This is a genomic window from Pseudomonas tolaasii NCPPB 2192, from assembly GCF_002813445.1.
GTDB classification, from domain to species: Bacteria; Pseudomonadota; Gammaproteobacteria; order Pseudomonadales; family Pseudomonadaceae; genus Aquipseudomonas; species Aquipseudomonas tolaasii.
On record NZ_PHHD01000001.1, the window covers coordinates 5,347,329 to 5,371,625 of the forward strand.

Here is a 24,297-nt window from a genome sequence, read left to right on the forward strand (position 1 = left end):
CCGGCAAGCCAGCTCCCACACTGACCGCGCTTCGACTCTAGTTCTGCATGTACCTGACTGGTTCTGACCCTATGAATACCAACACTGCCCAAGTGCAAACCGCTGTGCCGGACAAGCCGCGCAAAAACCGCCTGGCCAACCCCGGCTGGTTCCTCGTCAGCCCCTCGGTGGCCATGCTGTTGCTGTGGATGATCGTGCCACTGGGCATGACCCTGTACTTTTCGCTGATCCGCTACAACCTGCTCTACCCCGGCGAAAACGAATTCGTGGGGCTGGAAAACTTCACCTACTTCATCACCGACTCGGGCTTCCTGCCCGGCGCCACCAACACGTTGTTGCTGGTGGGCAGCGTGCTGCTGATCAGCGTGGTGTTCGGCGTACTCATCAGCGCCTTGCTGGAGGCCAGCGAGTTCTTCGGCCGCGGCGTAGTGCGGGTGTTGCTGATTTCGCCGTTCTTCATCATGCCCACCGTCGGTGCGCTGATCTGGAAGAACCTGATTTTCCACCCGGTGTCGGGCGTGCTCGCCGCCGTGTGGAAGCTGTTTGGCGCCGAGCCGGTGGACTGGCTGGCACACTACCCGCTGCTGTCGATCATCATCATTGTGTCGTGGCAATGGCTGCCCTTCGCCATTTTGCTGCTGATGACCGCCATGCAGTCCCTCGACCAGGAACAGAAGGAAGCTGCGCGCCTGGACGGTGCGGGCGCCATCGCGATTTTCTGGCACCTCACCCTGCCCCACCTGGCCCGCCCGATTGCCGTGGTGGTGATGATCGAAACGATCTTTTTGCTCTCGGTATTCGCCGAAATCTTTACCACCACCAACGGTGGCCCGGGCTACGCGTCAACCAACCTCGCCTACCTGATCTACAACCAGGCGCTGGTGCAATTCGACGTGGGCATGGCGTCTGCCGGCGGCTTGATTGCCGTGGTCATCGCCAATATCGCGGCGATCATCCTGGTGCGGATGATCGGCAAAAACCTGACTGACAAGCCTTGAGGGCCGCGCCATGACGCTTCAACAATCCCGCCGCCTGCAAAGCCTGTTGCTCGGCACCCTGGCCTGGGCCATCGCGATCCTGATTTTCTTCCCGATCTTCTGGATGGTGCTGACCAGCTTTAAAACCGAAATCGACGCGTTCGCCACGCCGCCGCAGTTCATCTTCACGCCGACGCTGGAGAACTACCTGCACATCAACGAGCGCAGCAACTACTTCGCCTACGCCTGGAACTCGGTAGTGATTTCCTTCAGCGCCACCGCCCTGTGCCTGCTGATTTCGGTGCCGGCCGCCTACTCCATGGCGTTCTACGAAACCCAGCGCACCAAGGGTACGCTGTTGTGGATGCTGTCTACCAAGATGCTGCCGCCGGTGGGCGTGCTGATGCCGATCTACCTGCTGGCCAAGAGCTTTGGCCTGCTGGACACGCGCATTGCGCTGATCATCATCTACACGCTGATCAACCTGCCGATTGTGGTGTGGATGGTTTACACCTACTTCAAGGACATCCCCAAGGACATCCTCGAAGCCGCGCGCCTGGATGGCGCCACCCTCTGGCAGGAAATGGTTCGCGTGCTGCTGCCGATCGCCAAGGGCGGGCTGGCCTCCACCGTGTTGCTGTCGCTGATCCTGTGCTGGAACGAGGCGTTCTGGTCGCTGAACCTGACCTCCTCCAACGCCGCGCCGCTGACCGCGCTGATTGCTTCGTACTCCAGCCCTGAAGGGTTGTTCTGGGCCAAATTGTCCGCCGTGTCGACCCTGGCCTGTGCGCCGATCCTGATCTTTGGCTGGATCAGCCAGAAGCAGCTGGTGCGCGGTTTGTCCTTCGGCGCCGTGAAATAACGGCCTCATCATTTCTATACGGAGGGCCCATCATGGCCAACCTGAAAATCAAGAATCTGCAAAAAGGCTTCGAAGGTTTCTCCATCATCAAGGGCATCGACCTTGAGGTGAACGACAAGGAATTCGTGGTGTTCGTCGGCCCGTCGGGCTGCGGCAAATCCACCCTGCTGCGCCTGATCGCGGGCCTGGAAGAAGTCACCGAAGGCACCATCGAACTCGATGGCCGCGACATCACCGAAGTCACCCCGGCCAAGCGTGACCTGGCGATGGTGTTCCAGACCTACGCGCTGTACCCGCACATGAGCGTGCGCAAAAACATGTCGTTTGCCCTCGACCTGGCGGGCGTGGACAAGAAGCTGGTGGAAAGCAAGGTCAGCGAAGCGGCGCGCATTCTGGAGCTCGGCCCGTTGCTGGAGCGCAAACCCAAGCAGCTGTCCGGCGGCCAGCGTCAGCGGGTGGCCATTGGCCGTGCGATTGTGCGCAACCCGAAGATCTTCCTGTTCGACGAACCGCTGTCCAACCTCGACGCCGCGCTGCGCGTGCAGATGCGTCTGGAGCTGGCACGCCTGCATAAAGAGCTGCAAGCGACCATGATCTACGTGACCCACGACCAGGTGGAAGCCATGACCCTCGCCGACAAGGTGGTGGTGCTCAACAGCGGCCGCATCGAACAGGTCGGATCGCCGCTGGAGCTGTACCACCAGCCGGCCAACCTGTTCGTGGCGGGCTTTCTCGGCACGCCGAAAATGGGCTTCCTCAAGGGTAAGGTCACGCGCGCCGAAAGCCAGGGCTGCGAAGTGCAACTGGACGCCGGCACCACCCTCAGCCTGCCGTTGAGCGGCGCGAACCTGAGCGTGGGCAGCGCGGTAACCCTGGGCATTCGCCCGGAACACCTGGAAATCGCTACCCCCGGCCAAACCACCCTGACCGTGACCGCTGACGTCGGCGAGCGCCTGGGCAGCGACACCTTCTGCCACGTGGTCACCGCCAGCGGCGAGCCGCTGACCATGCGCATCCGTGGCGACATGGCCAGCCAGTACGGCGAAACGCTGCAACTGCACCTGGACCCGGCGCACTGCCACCTGTTCGACACCGACGGCAAAGCCGTGGCCCGCCCACTGCGCGCCGCCGCCTGATTTTGCGAGAGTTGTGATGAAACTGAATAAACAGAACCTCACTCAGTTGGCGCCGGAAGTCAAAATCCCGGCCTACGCCATTGCCGATACCCGCCAGGGCATCGCCCATATCGGCGTCGGCGGTTTCCACCGCGCGCACCAGGCGTATTACACCGATGCGCTGATGAATACCGGCGAGGGCCTGGACTGGAGCATTTGCGGCGTGGGCCTGCGCGCCGAGGACCGCAAGGCCCGCGACGACCTGGCCGGCCAGGACTACCTGTTCACCCTGTATGAACTGGGCGACACCGACGACACCGAAGTGCGCGTGATCGGCTCGATCAGCGACATGCTGCTGGCCGAAGACAGCGCCCAGGCGCTGATCGACAAGCTGGCCAGCCCCGAGATCCGCATCGTCTCGCTGACCATCACCGAAGGCGGCTACTGCATCGACGACAGCAACGGCGAGTTCATGGCCCACCTGCCGCAGATCCAGCACGACCTGGCCAACCCCGGCGCGCCGAAAACCGTGTTCGGTTTCATCTGCGCCGCGCTGACCCGACGCCGCGCCGCCGGCACTCCGGTGTTTACCGTGATGTCCTGCGATAACCTGCCGCACAACGGCGCGGTCACCCGCAAGGCGCTGCTGGCGTTCGCCGCGCTGCACAATGCCGACCTGGCTGACTGGATCGCCGCCAACGTGAGCTTTCCGAATGCCATGGTCGACCGCATCACCCCCATGACCAGCACCGCCCACCGCCTGCAATTGCACGACGAGCATGGTGTCGACGATGCCTGGCCGGTGGTGTGCGAACCCTTTGTGCAATGGGTGCTGGAAGACAAATTCGTCAACGGCCGCCCGGCCTGGGAAAAGGTCGGCGTGCAGTTCACCAACGACGTGACGCCTTATGAAGAGATGAAAATCGGCTTGCTCAATGGCAGCCACCTGGCCCTCACTTACCTGGGTTTTCTCAAGGGCTACCGGTTCGTGCACGACACCATGAACGACCCGGTATTCGTGGCTTACATGCGCGCTTACATGGACCTGGACGTCACGCCCAACTTGGCGCCCGTGCCTGGCATCGACCTGACCGACTACAAGCAGACCCTGGTGGACCGCTTCTCCAACCAGGCGATTGCCGACCAGCTGGAACGCGTGTGTTCCGATGGTTCGTCGAAGTTTCCCAAGTTCACCGTGCCGACCATCAACCGCCTGATTGCCGACGGGCGCGAGACCGAGCGTGCCGCCCTGGTGGTGGCCGCGTGGGCCCTGTATTTGAAGGGCGTGGACGAGAATGGCGTGAGCTACAAGATCCCGGACCCGCGTGCCGAATTTTGCCATGGACTGGTGAGCGACGACGCACTGATCAGCCAACGCCTGCTGGGGGTGGAGGAGATTTTCGGGACGGCTATTCCCAATTCGCCAGAGTTTGTGGCAGCGTTTGAGCGGTGTTTTGTGAGTTTGCGTGACAAGGGTGTTACCGAAACCCTGCAAAATCTCCTGAAGGATCCGGCTTAAATACTTGGGAAGTGCTCACACAAGCCTTCCCACATCGACCGTATGAGCTATCCATAAAAACAATACTGCTGAGCAAATACTCATGACCCGGCAAAACCTGTTTCTCGGCATCGACTGCGGCACCCAGGGCACCAAGGCCATCGTTCTCGATGCCGCGAGCGGCAAGGTGCTGGGCCTGGGCGCAGCGGCACACACACTGATCAGTGGCGCCAATGGCCGCCGCGAACAACACACCCAGGAATGGCTGGACGCCTTCACCGAAGCCACCCATCGCGCCTTGCAACAGGCCGGGGTGGACGGCCAGGACATCCTCGGCATCGGCGTATCCGGCCAGCAACACGGCCTGGTGCTATTGGACGAGCAAGGTGAAGTGCTGCGCCCGGCCAAGCTGTGGTGCGACACCGAAACCGCGCCGGAAAACGACCGCCTGCTGACGTATCTGGGCGGCGAACAGGCCTCGCTGGAACGCCTCGGCGTCGCGATTGCGCCGGGCTACACCGTGTCGAAGCTGTTGTGGACCCGCGAACAGCACCCGGACGTGTTCGCGCGCATCGCCCATATCCTGCTGCCCCACGATTATCTGAATTACTGGCTCACCGGCCGCGCTGTCGCGGAATACGGCGACGCCTCCGGCACCGGTTATTTCAACGTACGCACCCGTGAATGGGACGTGGAACTGCTCAAGCACATCGACCCCAGCGGGCGCCTCCAAGCCGCGTTGCCGCCACTGGTCGAGGCCGACCGAACCGTCGGCACGATTCTGCCGGCCATTGCCGAACGGCTGGGCATCAACCCGAATGCGGTGGTGTCCAGCGGCGGTGGCGACAACATGATGGGCGCCATCGGCACCGGTAATATCGCCCCCGGCGTGATCACCATGAGCCTCGGCTCATCGGGCACCGTGTATGCGTTTGCCGACCAACCGAACGTGAGCCCGCAGGCTTCGGTGGCGACGTTCTGCTCCTCCAGCGGCGGCTGGCTGCCGTTGATCTGCACCATGAACCTGACCAACGCCACCGGGGTGATCCGCGAGTTGTTCGACCTCGACCTGACGGCGTTCAACGCGCTGGTCGCCGAAGCCCCGATTGGCGCCGACGGCGTGAGCATGCTGCCGTTCCTCAATGGTGAGCGCGTGCCCGCCCTGCCCCATGCCACCGGCAGCCTGCACGGGCTGACCATGACCAACCTGACCCGCGCCAACCTGTGTCGCGCTGTGGTCGAAGGCACCACCTTCGGGCTGCGTTACGGCCTGGACCTGCTGCGCCAGACCGGCCTGCAAAGCCTGCGTATCCGCCTGATCGGCGGCGGTTCGAAAAGCCCGGTGTGGCGGCAGATGGTCGCCGATATCATGAACACCGAGGTGGTCTGCACCGAACAAAGCGAAGCGGCGGCACTCGGTGCGGCGATCCAGGCGGCGTGGAGCCAGTCCGGCGAGCCCCTGGCCAGCCTTTGCGATAAATGTGTGAGCGTCGACCCCGCCAGCCGTACGCTGCCGGTGGCCGCGCATGTGAGCGCCTATCAACAGGCCTATGAGCGCTATCAACAACTCGTGGCAACCCTTTAAGAGCGAACGACTATGTATCTGGTGTGTGGCGAAGCGCTGTTCGATTTTTTCAGCGAAGAAGAGGCCGGCGGGCAGGCTTCGAAGGTTAATTACAAGGCGATTGCCGGCGGTTCGCCGTTCAACGTCGCGGTCGGTTTGCGCCGGTTGGGCATTGAGTCCGCGTTGTTCGGCGGGCTGTCTACCGATTTCCTCGGGCGCCGCTTGTTGCAGGTGCTCAAGGACGAAGGCGTAAGTGAGCAGTTTCTGGTGGAGTTCGCCGCGCCAACTACCCTGGCCATGGTTGCCGTGGGCGCCAATGGCTCGCCGCAATACAGCTTCCGTGGCGAAGGCTGCGCCGACCGCCAGTTGGACGCCGCGCACCTGCCCGCTCTGGGCAAAGACATTCGCGGCCTGCATATCGGCTCTTTTTCACTGGTGGTGCAGCCGATTGGCGACACGCTGCTGAGCCTGGTCAAGCGTGAAAGCGGCAAGCGCCTGATCAGCCTCGACCCCAACGTGCGCCTCAACCCGCAGCCGGATATTCAGCTGTGGCGTGATCGCATCGCCGAGCTGGTCAAGCACGCCGACCTGATCAAGGTCAGCGATGAAGACCTGCACCTGCTCTACCCCAACCAGTCACCGCAAAGCGTGCTGCAAGGTTGGCTGCAGCACCGTTGCCAGTTGGTGTTCCTCACCCGTGGCGGCGACGGCGCCACCGTGTTCAGCCGTCAGCATGGCACCTGGTCCGCGCCTGCGGTGAAGGTGGTGATGGCCGACACCGTAGGTGCTGGCGATACCTTCCAGGCGGCGTTGATTGCCTGGCTGACCGAGCATGAACTGGACTCGGTGGCAGGCCTGCAAAAGCTTACCCGCGAGCAAATCGACGCCATGCTCGGCTTCGCCATTCGCGCCGCAGCGCTGACCTGCAGCAAGACGGGACCGGACCTGCCTTACCGCGAGCAGTTAGACTGAACAGGCGTTCATGAAGGTTTTGTCAGTTAGGCCAAAATTAATCAACGGTTAATCCCGCAAGTCGAGTGTGAAGTTCTACTCACTTGCGGAGAACCAACATGAAACTGCGTACCTTGATGCTCGGCGGCGCGCTGGCGCTGACAACCCTGTCAGGGCTGGCCCAGGCCGACACAACACAGCCTGCCACTCAACCTGTGCCTTATCAGTACGGCATGCCCTTGAACATCGACAAGGTCCTTGCCATGAACGAAACCCAAACCAATGACTGCAAGGTCATCAACGCGGACATCAAGTTCATCGACAAGACCGGCAAAGTTGAAGACGTGGGTTATCGGAAAATGTCCGAAGCCTGTGACTTCCAGAACTGAGTCGTTGAAACAGACACGGCAAGCCCGCGTATAAACGAGTAGTCTTGCGGGCTTGTCAAACGGCTGAAAGGATTCGCCATGCTGCTGAGTTTTCGCCCCCTCGCCCTGTTTACCGCCCTGCTCTGCTTTGCCCTGGCGCTGATCTGGGGGTTACGCCCCGACCTGCTGCTGTGGCTGTGGAGTGTCGAATATGCCGGCGCAACCGGGCTGGTCTGCCGCCGCAACGCTGCGCTGTTTCTGGCCTTGGGCATCATGTTCTACCGCGCCCGCCATGCGCCGCCCAATGAAACGCGCCGCGCCCTGACCACCGGTTTCGCAACCGGCTGCCTGGTGCTGGCAGTGTTGGGGTTTGGGGAATGGATCGATGGCAACGCGGGGCCGGGCATCCTGCTGGCGGTGGCAACAGAAACCGTATTGGGCCTGGCGTTTATCCAGGCCCACAGGTCGTCGGTGGTTCAACCTCAAACATCGGCCTAGTAATAGGCGCGCCCGCCCGCTCGTTGCAGAACAGGTGAATGGGTATGCTTGAGGTCTTCGCGCAACCCGGTAATGAGGTTGCAAATGGCTCGACTGCTGTCGAGTTTATCGGCGTTGATGCCTTTGACTTCCAGATCCACCCGGTCACGGTCGCGGTCGTCATAGACCTTGATCGTCAACGAGGCATCTTCGGCTTTGGTGCATTCGCACCGTTTGGGCAGGAAACTTCCTTCAATAATGCTGCGAAGCTCTAATTCCGAAAGCATGGTCAACCTCTCCTTTTATGAGACTGCCAACAGATTTTTATATGTCCGGCAGACACGCGTGCCTGCCACGTCTTGCCGACCCTGGCAGACGCTTTCATTCACCAGCCTACTCGGCAAACTCCACTCTCGTTGTAACCATTCCTCATAAGCACTGAGCGCGTTTATATAACTTCAACGCCGGCTGGTTTACGTCCTATAAATCTTCGTCGAAAAGTCGCGATTAAACGGTTAACCCGGGCGTACGTGTTAGACGGCAACTTGCGCGGCAACTCTTTCAGCAACATGTCGCAAACTATCGAAGTTGATGTTGGCGCCTGAATTGATCGCTACCAGCGTTTGCTGTTGCACCCCCGTCAGAGCCACGTATTTGCGAATGCCGGCCACGGCCAATGCGCCGGAAGGTTCGGTGATGGACCGTGTATCGTCGTAAATCAGCTTCATGGCGCTGCACAGCTCGTCGTTGCTGACGGTGATCACTTCATCGACCCATTGCTGGCAGATCTGGAAACCATAGGCGCCGATCTGCGCCACCGCCGTGCCGTCAGCAAACCCGTCGACACTCGGCAACACCACGCGCTCGCCCGCACGCAAGGCCGCCAGCAGGCAACTGGAGCCTTCGGGCTCCACACCGATGATGCGCACGTCGGGGCGCAGGTATTTGACGTACGCGGCGATGCCCGCGATCAGGCCACCGCCGCCCACCGGCACGAAGATCGCGTCCAGCCGGCCTTGTTGTTGGCGCAGCACCTCCATCGCCACCGTGCCCTGGCCGGCGATCACATCGGGGTCGTCAAATGGCGAGACAAAAGTGCTGCCCGTGGTATGCGCCAATTGCAGCGCGTGGGCCAGGGCAAACGGGAAACTGTCACCGTGCAGCACCGCCTCGGCGCCTCGCGAACGCACGCCCAACACCTTCAGCTCCGGCGCGCTGCAGGGCATGACGATGCGCGCCTGTATCCCCAGTTCCCGTGCCGCCAGCGCCACGCCCTGGGCATGGTTGCCCGCCGACGCCGTGACCACACCACGCGCCTTTTGCTCGGCCGTGAGCTGCACCAGCTTGTTGTAGGCGCCGCGGATCTTGAAGGAAAACGTCGGTTGCAGGTCTTCGCGCTTGAGCAGCACCTGATTGCCCAGCATCGCCGACAAGGCCGGGGCCGCCTGCAACGGCGTGCGCACCGCCAGGTCATACACCGGCGCGGCGAGGATCTTTTTCACATAGTGTTCAAGCAGCCCGGCATCGGCGGCAGGGGGAACGGGGCAGGTGTTCATCGGTGTCTCCTGGCATTGTTAAAAAAGGCCTGAGACGGATAAACAAAACCCGCCTCAAGGGCGGGTCTGGGTGCAGCCGAGTGCTATCCCGCCAAATGAGGAATGGCGGTAATAATCATGCTCGGCTGGCAGTGCGAAGTCAGAAATGTCATGCAACGAAATTAACCGGCGCTTGCCGGGCAAGTCAATGGCCAACCGCCATTTAGCGGATGGGGGCTTACCATAAGTATACGAAACATATACGATTCGTATATTCCTTCAACACAGTGACTGTCATGGGCATCGTCAAAATCACCGACCAATTGCACGAACAACTCCGCCTGGCCAGCGCCGCCATGGACCGCTCCATCAACGCCCAGGCCGAATTCTGGATCAAAATCGGCCTGCTGGCCGAGCTCAACCCCCACCTGCCCTACAACGACCTGATCAACAAACTGTTGCTGGACAAACCCGACCTGGTCCGAGGGCGCGGCTGATGATCAAGACCCCCGCACAGCTTGCCGTGATGCGTGAATCCGGGCGCCTGCTGGCCCAGGTGTTCACCATGCTCGACGGCTTTGTCGCCGCCGGCCGCTCCACCCTGGAGCTCGACAGTGCCGTCGAGACCTTTATCCGCCATGAGCTGAAAGCCCGCCCGGCGAGCCTGGGGCAGTACGACTACCCCTTCTGCATCAACACGTCTCTCAACGAAGTGGTGTGCCATGGCATGCCCAGCGCCAAGGACATCCTCAAGGATGGCGACATCATCAACATCGACATCACCCTGGAAAAAGGCGGTTTCATCGCCGACTCCAGCAAGATGTACATGATCGGCAACGTGGCGCCCAAGGCGCAGCGCCTGGTGGAAAAAACCTTCGAGGCGATGTGGGCCGGTATTCGCACGGTCCGGCCGGGTGCGCGACTGGGGGATATCGGGCATGCGATCCAGAGCCACGCGCAAACGAACGGCTACAGCGTGGTACGCGAATATTGCGGCCACGGCATCGGCCGCGAAATGCATGAGGAACCGCAAATTCTGCACTTCGGGCGACCCGGCACCGGGATGGAACTGCGCGAAGGCATGGTGTTTACGATTGAGCCGATGCTGAATCAGGGCAGCGCCAAAGTGCGCAACCTCAAGGATGGCTGGACGGTTGTAACCAGGGACAACAGCCTGTCGGCGCAGTGGGAACACACCGTGGCGGTGACCGCAGACGGCTTTGAAGTGCTGACCCTGCAACCGGTCGCCTGAACAACACATCTCCTCCAGCAGCTGGCATCCGGGTACATCAGGCAGATCCGGTTGATGCCATCGCAGGCAAGCCAGCTCCCACAGAAACGCAGAGCCGAGCACCATCAAAATGTGGGAGCGGGCTTGCCCGCGATGGTAGTGGGTCAGTCAATATCTTCTTGGCTGCACCAGCCCGCTCCCACAGTTGGAACTTCATGTGTCTGAAGAAACGCAATCTGCCCTGATAACACGCCTCCCACGAGCCATCCTCTTCAACCCCACCACCATCAAGCCCGCCCCCACCCCCATCGCCAGCAAAAACAACGGATAGGACACCCACCACGGCGTCCCCGCCGTCATCATGCTGAACTCCGACATCCCGCCCACACTCGCAATCAGGTTCAACGGCAAAAACACCACGTTGATCAGCGTCAGCTTGCGCAACAGGTCATTCATGCTGTTGTTCATCAAATTCCCGCGCGCATCGATCAACCCGGAAAACACATTGGAATAGATCTCCGCCTGCTTGTAGCACTGGTGATTTTCAATGATCAGGTCGTCAATCAGCCCCAGCACCTCGGCGCTGAAATGCTCCTTCTCCCCATGGTTGCGCAGCCGTGACAGCACCGCGCCGTTGCTGTGCAGTGCGTTGATGTAATAGATCAGGCTTTCGCTGAGGTTAAACATCTGCATCAGATGGTGATTGCTCATGGACGCGTTGAACTGCTGCTGCAGCTCCCGCGCCACCAGCTTGATCACCTTCAAATGGCCGAGGTAGTGGTGGATGTTGTTGAGCAACAGGTCGAGCAGCACATCCAGCGGCGTGTGCAACGACCGCCGCGCGCCGAGCCCGGACAGCGGGGTGTCATCGGTGGCAATCACCAGCAGGCGGCCAGGTGAAAACAACAGGCCGCAGGACGACACCTCGAACACCAGGTTGCCGCCGCCGGAATAATTCTCCGGGCGTTTCCAGATCAGGAACAGGTTGTCGGGGTGAAACTCGATGCGCGACACCTCGTCCGGGTCGAGCGCCGAGGCCAGGGCGTGTTCGTCAAGTTTGTGGTGGTCGCGCAGCCATTCGCGTTCCAGGAGGTCGGGGTTGCTGACCAGCAAAATCGGTGCATCCTCGCCCGCCCCGCTGTCCAGCTTGCCGCCACTCAATTCAAAGCGCTGGATCATCGCGCGTCACCACACCTGGCCCTGGCGCTTGAGCTCCAGGCGCCGTACGAATTCTTCCAGTACCAGGGCGTAGAGGTCGTCCTGCAGGTAGGCGTCTTCGATGCCGGCGTCCATGTTCGGGTTGTCGTTGACTTCGATCACCACCACCTTGTCGCCGGACTGCTTGAGGTCCACGCCGTAAAGGCCGTCGCCGATCAGGTTGGCGGTCTTCACCGCGAGTTCCACCACCGCCTTGGGCGCTTCGTGGACCGCCAGGGTACGGCACTCGCCGTTGATGTCCTGGCCGATGGCCTTGTGGTTGTAGATCTGCCAATGGCCCTTGGACATGAAGTACTGGCAGGCAAAGATCGGCTTGCGGTTGAGTACGCCGATGCGCCAGTCGTATTCGGTGTAGAAAAACTCCTGGGCCAGCAACAACACGGAATGTTCGAACAATTCGGCGGTGGCCTTGAGCAAGGCTTCCTGGCTTTCCACCTTGATCACGCCCCGGGAAAAACAGCCGTCGGGGATCTTCAGCACCAGCGGAAAGCCCAGGCGCTCGCCGACCCGTTCGAAATCTTCCGGTCGTTCCTTGTAAAGAATTTCGGTGGCGGGCATGCCCAGTTGATGGCTGTTGAGCAGGTCAGTGAGGTAAACCTTGTTGGTACAACGCAGGATCGACGCCGGGTCGTCCATCACCACCAGGCCTTCGCTCTCGGCCTTTTTGGCGAAGCGGTAGGTGTGGTTGTCGACGCTGGTGGTCTCGCGGATCAGCAAGGCGTCGTACTCGGCCAGGCGCGAGTAATCCTTGCGCTCGATCAGCTCCACATCAATGCCCAACCCTTTGCCCACGCGTACGAAATTTTCCAGGGCCTTGGCATTGGATGGCGGCAGTTGCTCCTGGGGATCGTGGAGGATCGCCAGGTCGTAACGGGCCAGGCGGCGTGAGCGTGGCTGGCGCCAGATCTTGCGGCTGAAGTTGTCCAGCGCATGGGCGAACTGGTCTTCCTGGTCGTCGCGCAACTTGTGCAGTACGCCGGATTTAACCCCCTCGATATGCCAGCCGTTATTCTTGCGAAATTCAACTAACAGGATCGGGCAAGGAAAGGTTTCAAACAACTGCCGGGCCAACTCCTGCAACGGTTCAATATTGGTGCGACCAAAATAAAGTGTCAGGGTAAAGCCTTCGGTATTGCTGTAAAGGTGATGACTCAAGGCTTTATCGAGGGTTTTATCCAGGTCGTCCAGAGATAAGCCGTACAACGACTTTTTCGTCAACTCGCTGATGGTGCGCACCGAAGGAATTACCCTGTGCCCTCGCGCTTCAGCCAGCAGCGAGCAGTAGTAACCATGCCCCAGGTACTTGTAGCTGCGACACAGGTTGATCACCTGCACCCGCTTGCCCGTCTCGCCTTCACGGGTCTGTTCGAGGTATTCCTGGGCGGTGACGATGTCTTCGCTGGGGAAGTAAGAGGCCCAATCTTCCTTGCGCTCGACAATAATCACGACTTGACTGGAACCTCGTTGGGGCGCCGAAAAATAACCGTTGGAAGTTATTGTCGCCGCGACAGTTTGCCCGGATACTTCACGCCAATGACCTTGTACCGCCGACATAATATTTGATCCGCTTTAGAGAACTCGACCTTTTCTATTAAGCACGATCTTTTAGAGAAGTCCCGTTTCGTTACGCAACTTTTACGGCGGTCTTATGGCTCTTTTCTTTCGCATTGCAACCCCCGCAGATGTGCCCGAACTGGTGGCGCTGGAACAGCACTGTTTCACCACCGACCGGCTTTCGCCGCGCAGCTTTCAATGGATGGTCAGCCGCGCCCACGGCCGGTTGCTGGTGGCGGAAAATGACGGGCAACTGCTGGGCTACGCGCTGGTGCTGTTCCATCGCGGCACCTCGCTGGCGCGCCTGTATTCGATTGCCATCGCCGAACACGCGCGCGGTCTGGGCCTGGGCAAACAGTTGCTGGCGCGGATCGAGGCCTGCGCCGTCGAGCACGATTGCGCCTACCTGCGTCTGGAAGTGCGCACCGACAACCCCGGCGCCCTGGCCCTGTATGAGCGCAACGGTTACCGGCGCTTTGCGCTGATCAACGACTATTACGCAGACCACACCGCCGCCCTGCGCCTGGAAAAACGCATCGTCCAGCACAGCGACGCGCGCCCGCACAGCGTGCCCTATTACCAGCAAACCACCGACTTCACCTGCGGCGCCGCCTGCCTGCTGATGGCGATGGGCGCGCTGGTGCCCGAACGCCTCGCGCAGCGCCGCGAGGAATTGCAGATCTGGCGCGAAGCAACCACCGTATTCATGACCGCCGGCCATGGCGGTTGCAGCCCGCAAGGCCTGGCACTGGCAGCGTGGCGCCGGGGGTTTCGCGTGCGCATGCAGGTGAACGTGCGCGGGCCCTTGTTTCTGGATGGCGTACGCGACCCGCATAAAAAGGATGTCATGCGCCTGGTGCATGAAGCGTTTGAAGAAGAATTGGCCGGCAGCGATGTGGAGCAACTGTTCGGCAGCGCACTGGACTTGCCGCAAGTGCTGCGTGACGGCGGGCAGCCGCTGGTGCTGATCAGCAGCTACCGCCTCACCCGCTCCAAGTCGCCGCATTGGGTGATGGTCACCGATTGCGACGAAGATTTCGTCTACCTGCACGACCCTGACGTGGACCACAGCCAGCACCGCCAACCCCTGGACTGCCAGCACCTGCCGGTCAGCCACGGGGAGTTCGAGCGCATGTGCCGTTTCGGCAACAACAAATTACGCGCGGCGGTCGTCGTCTTCACCCGGTAAAGGCTCAGGCCACTTGCTGGATTCCGGCCTTGGCTTCCAGCTCGCGCACCAGCGGCAGCACGCGCTCGCCGAAGTACTCGACTTCTTCCTGAAAGTGCAGGAAGCCGGCCAGCACCAAATCCACGCCCACCGCCTTGAGTGCGACGATGCGCTCGGCAATCTGCTGCGGGGTGCCGATCAAATTGGTCTTGAAACCGTCGTTGTATTGCACCAGGTCTTCAAAGCTGGACTTGGCCCAGTTGCCCTCGCCTTCGGGCGACGCCTTGCCCGCCTGTTTGGCCGCATCCCCAAAGGCGTTGACGGCTTCCGGGTCGGCCTTGTCGATGATGTCTGCGAGCACGGCACGGGCTTCTTCCTCGGTGTCGCGAGCGATCACAAACGCGTTCACGCCGACTTTGACCGAATGGTTATTCGCCGCGGCCTTGGCACGAATGTCATCGACCTGGGCCTTGATGCCTTCCGGGGTGTTGCCGTTGGTGAAATACCAGTCCGACACGCGCGCGGCCATGTCCCGCGCCGCCCGCGAGCTGCCGCCCTGGAACACTTCGGGCTGGCCCAGCGGTTTGGGTTTGAGGGTGTAGTTGTTGAAACGGTAGAAGTCGCCCTTGAAGGTGAAATCGTCTTGGGTCCAGATGCCTTTGAGGGCGCGGATGAACTCTTCGGAGCGGCGATAGCGCTCGTCGTGTTCCAGCCAATGCTCGCCGATGGCCTGAAATTCGCCTTTGAACCAGCCACTGACGATATTGACCGCGATGCGGCCATTGGTGAGTTGGTCGATGGTCGCCAGTTGCTTGGCTGCCAACGCAGGTTGCCATGGGCCCGGCAGGATTGCCGCAATCACCTTGAGTGTGGTCGTCGCTGCCAGCAGCGCATGGCTGAACGCCACGGATTCGTGCTGGTTTTCTGCGCCGTAGCCGGCGGTAAAGCGAATCTGCGTCAGGCCATATTCAAAACCGGCCGCTTCCGCCAATTGCGCCAGTTTGCGGTTGTAGTCGATGCCCCAGTGGGTGCGCTGTTCGATCTTGCTGACCACCAGCCCACCGCTGACGTTGGGTACCCAATAGGCAAATTTAACGGCTTGCTGACTCATCTGGCAGTACCTCGCACAAAGGGATGTGGCAGGGGCTTGAGCAGCAAGCGTGCCAGCCGTCCGCAAAGGCCCGGCCTGCAGGCGTTGCGGTAAGCAATTGGTGGTTGTACGGCCGCGCGGGCAATGTCGGGGATTGTGCCGGTTTGTCGTTCCACTGTTGCGGGAGCAACAGTGGATCACTGCCGCGCGCCGCAAACACGGGCGATAAACCCCGGCACGGACTGTGCAACAGCCCCAGGACTTGAACACTGCCAGGGAGCCGTACCCCATGACCGAGCAACACGTGATCAACCCGCTGTCCACCGGCGTCGATTACCCCGCGCTGGCCGCGCGCTTTCGGCCGATCTTCCAGCGCATCGCCGAAGGTGCCGTGGAACGTGAACACACCCGCGCCCTGCCGTTTGAGCCCATTCAATGGCTGAAAGAGGCGGGTTTCGGCGCCGTGCGGGTGCCGGTGGAATACGGCGGCGGCGGCGCTTCATTGCCGCAGTTGTTTGAATTGTTGATCGAACTGGCGGCCGCCGACTCCAACGTGCCGCAAGCGTTGCGCGGGCACTTTGCCTTTGCCGAGGACCGCTTGAACGCCCCGCCGAGCGCGGGCCGCGACCTTTGGTTTAAACGGTTTGTTGAAGGCGATATCGTCGGCTGCGCCTGGACCGAAATCGGCAACGTGGCCATCGGCGATGTGGTCACCCAAGTCAGCCCCGACGGCGATAACTGGAAGCTCAACGGCGAAAAGTTCTACAGCACCGGCAGTATTTTCTCGGACTGGATCGACGTGTACGCCCAACGCAGCGACACCGGCGGCGACGTGATCGCCGCCACCCGCACGCGCCAGCCTGGTGTGGTGCAACGTGACGACTGGGACGGCTTCGGCCAACGCACCACCGGCAGCGGCACCACACGCTTTAGCGACGCGGTGGTGGAAGCCGACAACGTCATCGACTTCGCCACCCGTTTCAAATACCAGACGGCGTTCTATCAGCTTGTCCTGCTGGCCAGCCTGGCCGGGATCGGTCGCGCCGCGCTGAATGATGTGGCCCATCAGGTGCGCAGCCGCCGGCGCATCTACAGCCATGGCAATGCGCCGCATGTCAGCCAGGACGCGCAGATTCAGCAGGTGGTGGGTGAAGTGGCCGCGCTGGTGTATGCCGCCGAAGCCAGCGCATTGAAAGCCGCCGTGCCGGCGCAACGGGCCTATGTGGCGCGGTTTGGCGGGAATGCGGAAGTGGAGCGTGAGGCCAACGTGGCCGCCGAGATCGAGTCGGCGACAGCGCAGGTGGTGGTATCGGAACTGATTCAGCGGGCGACCACCGAACTGTTCAATGCGCTGGGCGCTTCGGACGTGCGCCAGGGCAAGGCGCTTGATCGGCATTGGCGCAATGCGCGCACGGTGTCCTCGCACAACCCGGTGATCTACAAGGCGCGGATTGTGGGGGATTGGGTGGTCAATGGCACCGAACCGCCGTTTGTGTGGCAGATCGGTAATGGCCCGACCAGGACCTGAAGTCACGCAATCCCTGTGGGAGCTGGCTTGCCTGCGATAGCGGTGTGCCAGCCACCTATTCAGTCAACTGAACCACCGCTATCGCAGCGATGCGGCGACCCGACAAGCCAGCTCCCACATTTGGATTGCGTACACCCCACCATTTAGAAGGCCAGCTTGTAGCCAATACTCATCAACATGATCGCCAGGCACGGGCGCAGCACACCATCGGGCACCTTGCCGGTCATGTGGCTGCCCAGGTAAATGCCCGGCAGCGAGCCCATCAGCAAAAAGCCCAGCAAGTGCCAGTCCATATTGCCCATGCTCGCGTGGCCCAGGCCGGCCACCAGGGTCAGGGGCACCGCGTGGGCGATCTCGGTGCCGACCAGCCGCCGTGTGGCCAGGAACGGATAAAGGATAAACAGCGCCACAGTGCCCAAAGCCCCGGCGCCGATGGACGTCAGCGCAACCATGGTGCCGAGGATGGCACCGGTAATCACGGTGAGCGCATTCAGGTTGCGCGGGCTCATGCGGTAGTCATCGCCGGCATGGCGCTGGGCGAAGGCCAACAGGGTTTTCTTGAACAAAATGGCCAGGGCGGTCAGCAACAGCACCACGCCGAGGGCCTGTTTGATCACTGCGTTCATCGCGCTGGGGTCGGTGTGCAGGCTGGCGAGAAACCACAGGGTCAGCAGCACCGCAGGCACACTGCCCAGGGTGAGCCAGCCGGTGATGGTCCAGTCGATGTTTTTGTTCTTGCTGTGTACCAGCACGCCACCGGACTTGGTGATGGCCGCGTACAACAGGTCGGTGCCCACGGCAGTCGCCGGGTTGATGCCGAACCAGAGCAGGATCGGCGTCATCAACGAGCCCCCGCCCACACCGGTCATGCCCACGATAAAACCCACGATCAGGCCGGCAATGACAAAACCAAAATTCCCCACATCCATTACAGCTACCTGCGGCCTTATAAATTTCTGGCCGCAGGATAGCGATTTTTCTTATAACGACTTATACCAATATGATCTGACTTTATGCCTTTTAGCTCAGGCGCTGACAGACGTACGCCTGGGTCCGGTACGGAAAGGCCACGGTATCGCGCCCTTTCAAGGCCGGATGGGTATCGATCAGCGCCTGCAGCTGCGCGGTGACCGTGGCTTTTTCAGCCGGTCCCAGCGCGGCAATAAAGCTGACCGAGAGAAAGCGGTCCATGATCACTTCCTGCGGGCTGCCGACGTGGCTGTAAGGAAAGCACGTCATCTCGGGTGCGGAAAAATACTCACCGGTGAAGGCTTCGCGCCAGTGGCCGGTATGAAAGCGCGGCGTATCACCTTCATACGGGGTGATGATGGCCGTGATCGCCGCCACCCAATCCACCGATTCATCGCGCACATTCCACACCAGCCCCAGGCGACCGCCGGGCTTCAGCACGCGGTGAATGTCCGCCAACGCCGCCTCAGTGGAAAACCAGTGGAAAGCCTGCGCGCAGACCACCGCATCGGCGCTGGCGGCTTCGAGGGGGATGGCTTCGGCCGTGCCGGGAAGCAAACGCACGTCCGGCAGCAGTTTTGCCAACTGCGCGCCCATGGCCTCCACCGGCTCGACGGCAATCAGCGTCGGCGCCAGGGTGCTGAGCAACCGGGTGAACTTGCCGGTGCCGGCGCCCAGATCGATCACCGTGGAGTGCGCATCAATATGCAGGGTGTCGGTGAGCCAGCCGGTGAGTTGCCGCGGATAGTCCGGCCGGCCTTGGGCGTAGGTGACGGCCTGGGTCGAGAAACCTTGTTGAGCAGACGTGTGAACACCAGTCATTGCCAATCTCTCCTCGGTTGTTGCGGGGCGCACAGTGTGCGCCCTCTCAAGTTTATTTTCTAACCCGTGCATCCAATCGCGCGCGCCGCGGGTAGTCCTTTCAGTCACCCCGCTGTTTTACTGAAATGGAGTTACACCATGAACGCTAAAGCATTGCTCTGCCTGACCGCGCTGTTGGCCACCCCTGCCGTTTTCGCCCAAACCGGTTTGCCCGACAGCATCAAGGTGCCGGACGGCCACAAGGTGGCATTGGAGACGACAGGCGTCGGCGAAATCACCTACGAGTGCAAGGACAAAGCCAACGCCGCCGGCCAGACCGAATGGACCTTCGTCGGCCCCAAGGCCGTGTTGAATGACCGCAGCGGCAAGCCGGTGGGCACCTACTTCGGCCCACCGGCCACCTGGCAGGCCAAGGACGGCTCGAAAATCACCGGCACCCAATTGGCGGTGGCACCGTCGGGCGCAGGCAACCTGCCCTATCAACTGGTCAAGGCCAACCCGGCCGAAGGCAAGGGTGCGATGAGCGGCGTGAGTTACATCCAGCGGGTCGCCCTCAAGGGCGGCGTGGCCCCGAGCAGCGCCTGCACGGTGGCGAACAAAGGCGCGCAGGAAGTGGTGAAGTACCAGGCCGACTACATCTTCTGGGCGGCCAACTGAGTAAAGTCGGCTACGCTGCCTGTGGCGAGTGCGCTCGCCACAGGGTTCAGCCATTAAGGGATGCCGTATTTGTTTGACTATGAAGCGTGCCTTGCGGCCTGCGCCCGCGGCGATAAACGTGCCCTGCGCCAGCTCTATGTGCAGGACAGCAACCAGTTGCTCGGGGTGGCCTTGCGTATCGCCCGCGACAAGGCCCTGGCCGAAGACATCGTGCACGACGCCTTTATCCGCATCTGGCGTGGCGCCGGCAGTTTTGACGCACGCCGCGGCTCGGCCCGCGGCTGGGTGTTCAGCGTGACCCGCCACCTGGCGCTCAATGCCGTGCGCAACCGCTACCGCGAAGTGGTGCTGGACGATGAACACGAGCAAGCTGCCGAACCGGCTGCCCGCTTCGAATTCGGCGCCCGGGAAGACAAGGTTTATCGTTGCCTGGAACAGCTCGACCCGGCCCGTCGCGCGTGCATCCTGCACGCCTATGTCGACGGTGATTCCCACAGCGAAATCGCCCGGAAACTGGACACGCCCCTGGGCACCGTCAAAGCCTGGATCAAACGTAGCCTCGCCGCGCTGCGGGAGTGCATGGCATGAACGAGCCGATGGATGAACTGGCCAGCGAATACGTGCTGGGCACCCTGCCCGCCGAGCAACGGGCCGAGGTGCAACAGCGCCTGAACCACGACCCTGAGTTGCGTGCCGCCGTGGACGCCTGGGAACAGCGCCTGCTGCCACTGACGGCACTGGCCGAGCCGGTGCCGCCCACCGCCCACCTTTGGCCGCGCATCGAACGCACGATTAAACGTCCCGAAGACAGCGTGGCGTGGTGGAACCTGTTGGCGCTATGGCGCGGGTTGGCCGGCGCGGGCATGCTGACCACGCTGGTGTTGGCGGCGCTGTTGCTGACTCGCCCGCCCGCCACGCCACCCAGCTTTGTGGTGGTGCTGGTGGCGCCACAGAGCCAGGCGCCGGGCTGGGTGATCCAGGCCAGCAACAATCAACAGATTCAGCTTATTCCATTGGGTGTGATGGAGGTGCCGAGCGACAAGGCCCTGCAGTTCTGGACCAAGGGCGATGGCTGGCAAGGCCCGGTCTCGCTGGGCCTGGTCAAGCCGGGGCAAACGCTGTCGGTGCCGCTGGACAAGCTGCCGCCGCTCACGCCCAACCAGCTGTTTGAACTGACCCTGGAAGACCCGCGCGGCTCGCCGACCGGCAAGCCCACCGGGCCGATCCAGGCGATTGGCCGGGCCGTGAAGGTGCTTTGATCAGCCGACACTGGGCAACCACAAGCGGAACCGTGCGCCGCCCAACGGCGAGGCCTGGGCCGTGAGGGTACCGCCCTGGGCTTCCAGCGCCCGGCGGCTGATCGCCAGGCCCAGGCCGAAGCCGCCGGTGGCGCGGTCGCGGCTGCGGTCGAGGCGGTAGAACGGCTCGAAAATCCGCTCGCGTTGCTCCAGCGGAATGCCGATTCCATCGTCGTCCACCCAGATTTCGCAGCCGTCGGCGCCCACTTTTACGCCCACCTGGATGCGCTTGTCGCAATAACGCGTGGCGTTGCGCAACAGGTTCTGCAAGGCGCGAGCAGTGAGGCGCGGGTCGAGGCTGAAACGTTCGACAGCGCAATCGAGGGCCACATCGATGACGATATCGGGGTTTTCCAGCTCGTCATCCACGCTGCCGAGTACGCTGTCGATAAACTCATCGAGCACCACTTCGACGCGCTCCGGCAACTGCGCCGGGTTTTGCAGACGGCTGTAGGACAGCAACTCCAGCACCAGCTCATCCAGCTCGCGAATATGCGCCACCAGGCCTTGCAGGCGTTCGCGGCCGGCGGGCGGCAAGTCTTCGGACAAGGCCAGGGCCAGGCCGAAATCCAGGCGGGTCAGTGGCGTGCGCAGTTCATGGGACACCGCGTTGAGCAGGTCGCGCTGCTGGTTGAGCAGGCTCTCGATGTCATCGGCCATGGTGTCGAACACCGACGCCAGGCTGCCGATGTTGGAGCTGGACGGAATGCGCGTACGCTCGCTCAGGTTGCCCCTGCCCAGTTGCGCGGCGGTGCTTTTCAGGCGCTCCAGGTCACGCCAGTGCGGGCGCAGCCAGATCAGCAGGCAGGCGAGCAGCGCCGCCACAATCAGCACGTTGATTGCCCAGTACAGCACGTTCATGTCCATCGGGTCGGGCGGCAGCGTCAGCTTGACCGCAAATTGCTCGTTGATCGGCGAGCTGATTTCTTCCATCCAGCCCCACTCGCCCAGGCGCACCACCGATTTGCCCTGCTCCAGCAGCTTTTCTTCGGCGGGCGTGTAGCTGGCGTCCTGACGCAACAGCAGTTGCACCTTCAGGGGCGCAAAGTCGCGGCCCAACTGCTCGGTAACTTGCGACCAGCGCTCCACGGGCGCACGCAGGTACTGCTTGACGATCAGTTTTTGCTGGCCGCGCGTTTGCTCGATGTTGTAGTCCATGTAGCGGTGTTCGAAAGCCAGAATCACCAGCTTGGGAATCAGATAGATCGCCGCGCTGTAGGTGACGATGGTGATGAGGTAAAGGCGTAGCAGCACACGAAACATGGATCAGCATTCCCACTCGGAGCGGCTGAACAGGTAACCCTTGCCCCACACCGTCTTGATCTTGCGCGCTTCACCGGCGTGGTCGTCGAACTTGCGGCGCAGCTTGGAGATGGCCACGTCCACCGAACGGTCGGTGCCGTTGAATTCAATGCCGCGCAGGCGTTGCAGGATCTGGTCGCGGCTGAGCACTTCACCGGCATGCCGGGCCAGCACCACCAGCAGGTTGTATTCACCGCTGGACAACTCCACCGGTTGCTCGCGCCAGGTCACGGTGCGCTCGGACAGGTCGATGCACAGGTTGCCCATGATGATTTGATCGTTGGCCACCTGGGGTTCGGACAGGCTGCTGCGGCGCAACAACGTGCGCACACGAGCAAGCAGCACACGCGGCTCGCAGGGTTTGGTCACATAATCGTCGGCGCCCATCTCCAGGCCCAGCACCTGGTCGTGGCTGTCGTCGCGGGCGGTGAGCATCAGAATCGGCAGGCCCGCCGAGTCGGCACGCAGCAGGCGGCACACTTGCAGGCCGTCGAGGCCGGGCAGCATCAGATCGAGGATCACCAGGTCCGGCGGATTGAGGCGCGCACGTTCGCGGACATGGTCACCGCGGCTGAGCACGCTGACATGGTAGCCATTGCGCTCAAGGTAGCTGGCAATCAGCTCGGAGAGTGCGGCGTCGTCTTCCACCAGAAGGATGTTGGGCATGAAGGTGTTTCCAGAAAAATACAATTATTGGTGGTATACAAATCCAATGTGGGAGCGGGCTTGCCCGCGAATGCAGTGGTTCAGTCAATACATACTTCACTGAACCACTGCATTCGCGGGCAAGCCCGCTCCCACATTGTATCTTTGGTGTTTACAGTTTTTTTGTAAGGATATACATCCTCGGCGGACTATGCGCCGCACCTTACATTTCTTCACAGACGAGCTACACAGCTTCACAGCACCACGGCGCAGGTGACTTTAGGATGCGCCAGTCAATATTGGGATATGAGCATGTCGAAGAATCTGTTTGCGCCGTTTTGCCTGCTAGCCTTGACGCTGGCCCTGGGCGCGTGCGGCAAGTCGGCCGAGGAAGCGCCGCAAATGCCGCTGGCCAAGGTGCGTATCGAAACCCTGCAGGCCAAACCCCTGTCCATCACCAGCGAACTGAGCGGGCGGATTGCCGCGCCACGCATTGCCGAAGTGCGCGCGCGGGTGGCCGGCGTGGTGATGCAGCGGGTGTTCAAGGAAGGTCACGACGTCAAACAGGGCGACGTGCTGTTTCGCATCGACCCGGCCCCGTTCAAGGCCGACCTCGACAGCGCCCTGGCCAACCTGAGCAAGGCCGAGGCCAACGCGTTCCAGGCGCGCCTGCAAGAGCAGCGCTACAGCCAGTTGGTGGAAGGTAACGCCATCAGCGGCCAGGAATACGACAACGCCCGCGCCAACCTGCGCCAGACCAACGCCGAAGTCGCCGCCAACAAGGCCGCCGTGGAGCGCGCCAAACTCAACCTGGGTTACGCCACCGTGACCGCGCCGATTTCCGGGCGCATCGGCCGTGCGCTGGTGACCGAAGGCGCACTGGTCGGCCAGAACGAGGCCACGCCGCTGGCAATCATCCAGCAACTGGACCCGATCCACGCCGACCTGACCCAGTCAACCCGTGAACTCAATGACCTGCGCCGCGCCTTCCGCGCCGGCAGCTTGAAGCAGGTCGGCCAGGACCAGGCCAAGGCCACGCTGATCCAGGACGACGGCAGCCTGTACCCGCTGCCGGGCAAGTTGTTGTTCGCTGAAATCAGCGTTGACCCCGGCACCGGGCAGATCATCCTGCGCAGCGAATTCCCCAACCCGGATCTTGACCTGCTGCCCGGCAGTTTTGTGCGGGTGCGCCTGGAACAAGCCGTGGACAAACAGGGCCTGAGCGTGCCGCAACGCGCCATTACCCGTGACAGCGCGGGTGTGCCGATGGTGCTGCTGCTTGACGCCGAGCAGACCGTGAGCCAGCAACCGGTCGAATTGGGAGCGGTGATCGACGACCGCTGGATCGTCAGCAGCGGCCTCAAGGCCGGCGACCGCATTGTGGTCGAAGGACTGCAACACGCGCGCCCCGGTGAAAAAGTCCAGGTGGACGACAGCCCAGCCTCGGGCCAGCCAGTCAAGGAATAAC

25 protein-coding genes are annotated in these 24,297 nt (G+C 61.8%); 16 read left to right on the plus strand and 9 right to left on the minus strand.

The features are described from left to right. Positions 1 to 71 precede the first annotated feature (71 nt). The 8 genes from ATI14_RS24425 (at position 72) to ATI14_RS24460 (ending at position 7,833) form a co-directional block, all read left to right on the plus strand. A complete protein-coding gene (locus tag ATI14_RS24425) occupies positions 72 to 998 on the plus strand; it encodes a carbohydrate ABC transporter permease (protein ID WP_016968928.1) in 927 nt (308 codons plus the stop codon). A gap of 10 nt (positions 999 to 1,008) precedes the next feature. Next, positions 1,009 to 1,839 carry a carbohydrate ABC transporter permease gene (locus ATI14_RS24430; protein WP_016968929.1) on the plus strand — a complete coding sequence of 277 codons (831 nt, stop codon included), beginning with the start codon at positions 1,009 to 1,011 and terminating at the stop codon, positions 1,837 to 1,839. A 32-nt stretch (positions 1,840 to 1,871) separates the two neighbouring features. Beyond that, the gene (locus ATI14_RS24435) at positions 1,872 to 2,975 is read left to right on the plus strand and encodes an ABC transporter ATP-binding protein (protein WP_016968930.1); all 1,104 of its coding nucleotides are present in this window, start codon (positions 1,872 to 1,874) and stop codon (positions 2,973 to 2,975) included. Between the two features lie 16 nt (positions 2,976 to 2,991). After that, positions 2,992 to 4,473, plus strand: a complete 1,482-nt coding sequence (locus tag ATI14_RS24440; RefSeq protein WP_016968931.1) for a mannitol dehydrogenase family protein — start codon at positions 2,992 to 2,994, stop codon at positions 4,471 to 4,473. 82 nt (positions 4,474 to 4,555) lie between these two features. Next, positions 4,556 to 6,037, plus strand: a complete 1,482-nt coding sequence (gene xylB / locus ATI14_RS24445) for a xylulokinase (protein WP_016968932.1) — start codon at positions 4,556 to 4,558, stop codon at positions 6,035 to 6,037. Between the two features lie 12 nt (positions 6,038 to 6,049). Continuing rightward, the gene (locus tag ATI14_RS24450) at positions 6,050 to 6,988 is read left to right on the plus strand and encodes a carbohydrate kinase family protein (protein ID WP_016968933.1); all 939 of its coding nucleotides are present in this window, start codon (positions 6,050 to 6,052) and stop codon (positions 6,986 to 6,988) included. 98 nt (positions 6,989 to 7,086) lie between these two features. Further along, entirely contained in the window at positions 7,087 to 7,356 is a 270-nt protein-coding gene (locus ATI14_RS24455) for a DUF2790 domain-containing protein (protein ID WP_016968934.1), read from the plus strand. A gap of 78 nt (positions 7,357 to 7,434) precedes the next feature. Further along, entirely contained in the window at positions 7,435 to 7,833 is a 399-nt protein-coding gene (locus tag ATI14_RS24460) for a hypothetical protein (protein ID WP_016968935.1), read from the plus strand. Here ATI14_RS24460 and ATI14_RS24465 read toward each other — a convergent pair. Continuing rightward, positions 7,830 to 8,099, minus strand: a complete 270-nt coding sequence (locus tag ATI14_RS24465) for a DUF1652 domain-containing protein (RefSeq protein ID WP_026083295.1) — start codon at positions 8,097 to 8,099, stop codon at positions 7,830 to 7,832. The two genes, ATI14_RS24460 and ATI14_RS24465, sit on opposite strands and share 4 nt — an antisense overlap. 246 nt (positions 8,100 to 8,345) lie before the next feature. Then, positions 8,346 to 9,368: a threonine ammonia-lyase, biosynthetic gene (gene ilvA, locus ATI14_RS24470; protein WP_016968936.1), complete on the minus strand. Its 1,023-nt coding sequence runs from the start codon at positions 9,366 to 9,368 to the stop codon at positions 8,346 to 8,348. A 275-nt stretch (positions 9,369 to 9,643) separates the two neighbouring features. On the opposite strand from ilvA, the gene ATI14_RS24475 reads away from it, so the two are divergent. Then, complete coding sequence (locus ATI14_RS24475) at positions 9,644 to 9,844, plus strand: ParD-like family protein (protein WP_016968937.1); 201 nt, start codon at positions 9,644 to 9,646, stop codon at positions 9,842 to 9,844. Continuing rightward, positions 9,844 to 10,599, plus strand: coding sequence for a type I methionyl aminopeptidase (gene map / locus ATI14_RS24480; protein WP_016968938.1), 756 nt, complete (start codon positions 9,844 to 9,846; stop codon positions 10,597 to 10,599). The genes ATI14_RS24475 and map overlap by 1 nt, the downstream gene beginning before the upstream one ends. Before the next feature lie 192 nt (positions 10,600 to 10,791). Here the strand turns inward: map and ATI14_RS24485 are convergent, their stop codons facing one another. Both ATI14_RS24485 and ATI14_RS24490 read right to left on the minus strand, forming a co-directional pair. Beyond that, the gene (locus tag ATI14_RS24485; RefSeq protein WP_016973288.1) at positions 10,792 to 11,757 is read right to left on the minus strand and encodes a magnesium transporter CorA family protein; all 966 of its coding nucleotides are present in this window, start codon (positions 11,755 to 11,757) and stop codon (positions 10,792 to 10,794) included. Positions 11,758 to 11,763: 6 nt separating this feature from the next. Beyond that, positions 11,764 to 13,350, minus strand: a complete 1,587-nt coding sequence (locus ATI14_RS24490) for a RimK family protein (RefSeq protein WP_031320222.1) — start codon at positions 13,348 to 13,350, stop codon at positions 11,764 to 11,766. Between the two features lie 94 nt (positions 13,351 to 13,444). Here ATI14_RS24490 and ATI14_RS24495 point away from each other — a divergent pair, with 94 nt between their 5' ends. Continuing rightward, positions 13,445 to 14,539 carry a GNAT family N-acetyltransferase/peptidase C39 family protein gene (locus tag ATI14_RS24495; protein WP_016973286.1) on the plus strand — a complete coding sequence of 365 codons (1,095 nt, stop codon included), beginning with the start codon at positions 13,445 to 13,447 and terminating at the stop codon, positions 14,537 to 14,539. A gap of 4 nt (positions 14,540 to 14,543) precedes the next feature. Here ATI14_RS24495 and sfnG read toward each other — a convergent pair whose 3' ends face one another. Beyond that, the gene (gene sfnG, locus ATI14_RS24500) at positions 14,544 to 15,629 is read right to left on the minus strand and encodes a dimethylsulfone monooxygenase SfnG (protein ID WP_016973285.1); all 1,086 of its coding nucleotides are present in this window, start codon (positions 15,627 to 15,629) and stop codon (positions 14,544 to 14,546) included. A gap of 268 nt (positions 15,630 to 15,897) precedes the next feature. Here sfnG and ATI14_RS24505 point away from each other — a divergent pair, with 268 nt between their 5' ends. After that, a complete protein-coding gene (locus ATI14_RS24505) occupies positions 15,898 to 17,136 on the plus strand; it encodes an acyl-CoA dehydrogenase family protein (RefSeq protein WP_016973284.1) in 1,239 nt (412 codons plus the stop codon). A gap of 143 nt (positions 17,137 to 17,279) precedes the next feature. On the opposite strand, the gene ATI14_RS24510 is transcribed toward ATI14_RS24505, so the two are convergent. Beyond that, on the minus strand, positions 17,280 to 18,065 hold the full coding sequence (locus ATI14_RS24510; RefSeq protein WP_016973283.1) for a sulfite exporter TauE/SafE family protein: 786 nt from the start codon (positions 18,063 to 18,065) through the stop codon (positions 17,280 to 17,282). Between the two features lie 91 nt (positions 18,066 to 18,156). Beyond that, positions 18,157 to 18,927: a class I SAM-dependent methyltransferase gene (locus ATI14_RS24515; RefSeq protein WP_016973282.1), complete on the minus strand. Its 771-nt coding sequence runs from the start codon at positions 18,925 to 18,927 to the stop codon at positions 18,157 to 18,159. 138 nt (positions 18,928 to 19,065) lie between these two features. On the opposite strand from ATI14_RS24515, the gene ATI14_RS24520 reads away from it, so the two are divergent. From ATI14_RS24520 to ATI14_RS24530, 3 genes are read left to right on the plus strand one after another with little or no spacing between them, the layout of a single operon-like run. Continuing rightward, positions 19,066 to 19,584 carry a DUF3455 domain-containing protein gene (locus ATI14_RS24520; protein ID WP_016973281.1) on the plus strand — a complete coding sequence of 173 codons (519 nt, stop codon included), beginning with the start codon at positions 19,066 to 19,068 and terminating at the stop codon, positions 19,582 to 19,584. Positions 19,585 to 19,644: 60 nt separating this feature from the next. Next, positions 19,645 to 20,172 (plus strand): sigma-70 family RNA polymerase sigma factor, encoded by a 528-nt coding sequence (locus ATI14_RS24525; protein ID WP_016973280.1) that lies wholly within the window; start codon positions 19,645 to 19,647, stop codon positions 20,170 to 20,172. Then, complete coding sequence (locus ATI14_RS24530) at positions 20,169 to 20,843, plus strand: anti-sigma factor (RefSeq protein ID WP_080520017.1); 675 nt, start codon at positions 20,169 to 20,171, stop codon at positions 20,841 to 20,843. Before ATI14_RS24525 ends, ATI14_RS24530 begins: the two co-directional genes overlap by 4 nt. Here ATI14_RS24530 and ATI14_RS24535 read toward each other — a convergent pair whose 3' ends face one another. Together ATI14_RS24535 and ATI14_RS24540 are read right to left on the minus strand one after the other, a co-directional pair. Beyond that, a complete protein-coding gene (locus ATI14_RS24535) occupies positions 20,844 to 22,145 on the minus strand; it encodes an ATP-binding protein (protein WP_017255569.1) in 1,302 nt (433 codons plus the stop codon). It lies immediately after the preceding gene. 3 nt (positions 22,146 to 22,148) lie between these two features. Continuing rightward, entirely contained in the window at positions 22,149 to 22,850 is a 702-nt protein-coding gene (locus ATI14_RS24540) for a response regulator (RefSeq protein WP_016971864.1), read from the minus strand. Between the two features lie 291 nt (positions 22,851 to 23,141). On the opposite strand from ATI14_RS24540, the gene ATI14_RS24545 reads away from it, so the two are divergent. Further along, entirely contained in the window at positions 23,142 to 24,296 is a 1,155-nt protein-coding gene (locus ATI14_RS24545) for an efflux RND transporter periplasmic adaptor subunit (RefSeq protein WP_031319722.1), read from the plus strand. Position 24,297 lies beyond the last annotated feature (1 nt).